Annotated in this window: 3 protein-coding genes; all 3 read left to right on the top strand. The window is 39.8% G+C overall.

The window, feature by feature from the left end; genetic code table 11:
- Positions 1–315, top strand: a 315-nt coding sequence (locus AC3AX0_RS11355) for a phosphoribosylaminoimidazolesuccinocarboxamide synthase (RefSeq protein ID WP_487550396.1), incomplete at its 5' end; no start/stop codon positions are given.
- 3 nt (positions 316–318) lie between these two features.
- Complete coding sequence (gene purF / locus AC3AX0_RS11360; protein ID WP_487550397.1) at positions 319–1713, top strand: amidophosphoribosyltransferase; 1395 nt, start codon at positions 319–321, stop codon at positions 1711–1713.
- A 22-nt stretch (positions 1714–1735) separates the two neighbouring features.
- On the top strand, positions 1736–2561 hold an 826-nt coding region (gene purM / locus AC3AX0_RS11365; protein ID WP_487550398.1), incomplete at its 3' end, for a phosphoribosylformylglycinamidine cyclo-ligase.

Below are 2561 nucleotides of genomic sequence, written 5' to 3' on the forward strand. Positions count from 1 at the left end.
ATGATAAACGATTATCATGTTTATGCAGTAGGTATTGCAGATAGAGAGACTGTTGCAATAATAAAGAAATATGCATTCAAGGTAAATGAAGTTCTTTCGAAATATTTTGCAGAGAGAAATATTAGACTTATTGACTTCAAACTTGAATTTGGAATGTATGAAGGAAAGATTATTCTTGCTGATGAAATATCTCCTGATACTTGCAGACTTTGGGAGCTTGGAACAAACAGAAAGCTTGACAAGGACAGATTTAGAAGAGACATGGGTGATGTAGAAGATACTTACCAGGAAGTACTAAAAAGGATTCAGGAGTAATATATGTATGATAAGATGTTTGGAGAAGATAAGCTGCATGAAGAATGCGGAGTTATAGGTGTTTATTCGGAGAAGCCTGAAATTGTTTCTCAGTTGGCATACTATGGTTTGTTTGCACTTCAGCACCGTGGACAGGAAAGCGCTGGAATAGCTGTGAAATCAGGCGGCGGAATAGAATACCACAAGGATATGGGACTCGTAGCGGAAATTTTCAACAACAATGTACTGAAAAGTCTTGTAGGTGGAATGGCTACGGCTCACGTAAGATATTCAACAACAGGTGACAGTCTGCAGGCAAATGCGCAGCCTCTTGTTGTAAAATACAGAAAGGGTTCCCTTGCACTATCACATAATGGAAACCTTACCAATACAGAAGCCTTGAGAGAAATGCTGGAGGACAGCGGAGTTATATTTCAAACTTCCACTGATACAGAGGTTGTCGCCAACCTTTTGGCAAGAAATTTCAAGGGCGATATGGTAAAGTCGGCAAAGAATGTAATGGAGATAATAAAGGGAGCTTTTGCCTTTGTTATAATGACTGAAACAGAACTTATAGGAATGAGAGACCCTTTCGGACTTAGACCTTTATGTATTGGAAAGAGGGAAGATGGATATCTTCTTGCTTCTGAAAGCTGTGCAATTGAAGCAATGGGTGGAGAATTTGTTAGAGATGTTGAGCCTGGTGAAATTGTTGTAATAAACGATGAAGGTATTACAAGTATTAAAAGCGACATGTTTGTAAGAAAGAAGTCTTGCATATTTGAATTTATATATTTTGCAAGACCGGACAGTACTATTGATGGAATCAATGTATATCAAGCAAGATATAATTCGGGAGTTCAACTTGCTCAGGAAGCGCCAGTAGAGGCGGATCTTGTATTTTCTGTGCCTGACTCGGGAACACCGGCTGCCATAGGATATGCACAGACCCTAGGTATCCCTTACGGACTTGGACTAATCAAAAACAGATATGCTAAGAGAACCTTTATTGAGCCTAACCAGGAATTGAGAGAAGAAGGCGTTAAGATTAAGCTTAGTGTTCTCAAGGAAATTGTAAAGGACAAAAGGGTTGTAGTAGTAGATGATTCAATAGTAAGAGGAACTACAAGCAGAAGACTTGTTAAAATGATAAAGGAAGCTGGAGCTACAGAGGTTCATATAAGAGTTGCTTCTCCTCCTGTTAAGTATTCATGCTTCTTTGGAATTGATACTCCATTTAGAGAATATCTCATTGGAGCTTCAAAGACTCAAGAGGAAATAAAGGACTTTCTTGGAGCAGATACACTTCATTACCTTACGATACAAGGTCTATTGAAGGCAACGAATCAGGAAAATGGCTTCTGCCTTGCCTGCCTTGACGGTGATTACCCTATGGCAGTGCCGAACCAGAATATTTAAGAGATATTGGAGGATTATAGATATGAAGGACGGATTAACATATAAGGATTCCGGTGTTGATATTCATGCTGGATATGAATCTGTAAAATTGATGAAGGAACATGTAAAAAAGACTATGACAAAGGGAGTACTTTCCGACATAGGCGGCTTTGGCGGCATGTTCCAGCTTGACAAGGACGCATATGAAGAACCTGTTCTTGTTTCTGGTACTGACGGAGTTGGTACAAAGCTAATGATAGCTTTCAAGACGGACAAGCACGATACAATAGGAATTGACGCTGTTGCCATGTGCGTAAATGATATACTTTGTCAGGGCGCAAAACCTCTTTTCTTCCTTGACTATATAGCCACTGGAAAACTTGACCCAGCAAAGGCTGCTGATATTGTTAAAGGCATAGCCGAGGGATGCATCCAGTCTGGAGCAGCACTAATAGGTGGTGAGACTGCCGAAATGCCGGGGCTATACAGCGAAGGCGAGTATGATGTTGCAGGATTTACTGTTGGCGTTGTAGATAAGAAAAAGATAATAACAGGAAAAGATATAAAAGAGAATGATGTTCTTATTGGACTTCCTTCTAGCGGTATCCACTCAAACGGATATTCACTTGTTAGGAAACTTTTCTTTGATGTATTGAAGTGGGATGTGAACAAGGAAGTCAAGGAACTTGGATGTACTCTTGGAGATGCACTTATAACGCCTACAAGAATATATGCAGAGGTAATACTAGACCTTGTTGAAAAATTCAAGATAAACGGAATGAGCAATATAACAGGCGGCGGATTCTACGAGAATATTCCAAGAATGATTCCTGAAGGTTTGTCGGCGGATATTGACACTAAAGATATTG

Source organism: Dethiosulfatibacter sp. (assembly GCF_983023055.1).

Coding starts and splice junctions, on each gene's coding strand:
- purF (WP_487550397.1), top strand. CDS start 319: ATGTATGATAAGATGTTTGGAGAAGATAAGCTGCATGAAGAATGCGGA.